This window comes from Paenibacillus agaridevorans (assembly GCF_003112455.1).
Classification (GTDB): Bacteria; Bacillota; Bacilli; order Paenibacillales; family Paenibacillaceae; genus Pristimantibacillus; species Pristimantibacillus agaridevorans.
In genome coordinates this window covers 5,663-6,675 of sequence record NZ_BDQX01000398.1, presented here as the reverse complement: position 1 = coordinate 6,675, position 1,013 = coordinate 5,663, and the positions used below count along the sequence as shown (strand labels likewise).

At 61.0% G+C, this 1,013-nt stretch carries 1 pseudogene; it reads right to left on the bottom strand.

The window, feature by feature from the left end:
• Positions 1 to 1,013: pseudogene (locus PAT3040_RS37670) on the bottom strand (hypothetical protein); the annotation flags it as partial.

Below are 1,013 nucleotides of genomic sequence, written 5' to 3'. Positions count from 1 at the left end.
GCAACCTGCCAGGAGCGATTAAGCTCGGCTAGCAAACTCTGACGCTCCGCCTGCCTTGTCCGCAGCGCATTCGTCTCCCGCCATTGCTCCGGCACACGCTCCAGCTCCTTCGCGTATGCCGTCTCTTTCCCCGCGTTTTCCAGAGCCAGGGTCTGCGTTTCGGCACGAAGCCTGTCCAGCTCCCGCTCCAGCGTCTCCAGCTCCTTGTCGGATTTGGATATTGCAGAACGAAGCGACTCTAGCCGCCCGGATTTTGCCTTCAGCGCATCCAGCTCTTCCTTGCATGACTTCCAGGCCTGTCTCAGCTCGCCTTGGACCAACCGTAGCTTTTCGATCCGCTGACCGTTCTGCTCCTCAGGCGGGAGAGGGGGCAGAAGCTCGGCCAGCTCGTCTAATTCCGCTTGCCAGTTGCCAGTAGCTGCTGCTGCCTGCGCTTTGGACGTCATCAGCTCGCGCTGTACGGCCGCAAGAGTCTCCTTCGCCCCTTCAAGCTCCTCCTTCGAAGGCATCTCCTCATGCATACCCGCCTTTTGAGGATGCGTTACGCTGCCGCACACCGGACAAGCGTCGCCATCATGCAGATGTTTTGCCAGCAAGCCGGCTTGACCCTCAATCCAGCGCCGCTCCAACTCGGATACTCCCGACTTGGCCGCAGAAAGCGCCCGCTCGCCTTCTTGCTCCAGCTCCATCCAACGTCCGATCTCGACACTTAGCTCCAGCAGCCTCTTGACGCCCTTGCCTTGTCGCTCCAGACCGGCAAGCGCCTCCGCTTTCTCGGGCAGCGCCGCAGCTGCCGCTTCGCATTCCTGCTGCTCCAGCGCCGTACGCTGCCGCAACTGCTTGCTTGCGGCTATAGACTGGGCCGCTGCAGCCAGCTTGCTTTGCGAGTCCATCTCCCGGCGCTTAAGCTCAGCCAATGATTCTCGTTGCGCGGCTAGAGACTCCACAACGCTCGTCAGCTCCGATAGCCGATGAAGCTCCAGCTCAACCTCTCTGCGTTGCGGCTCCTTATT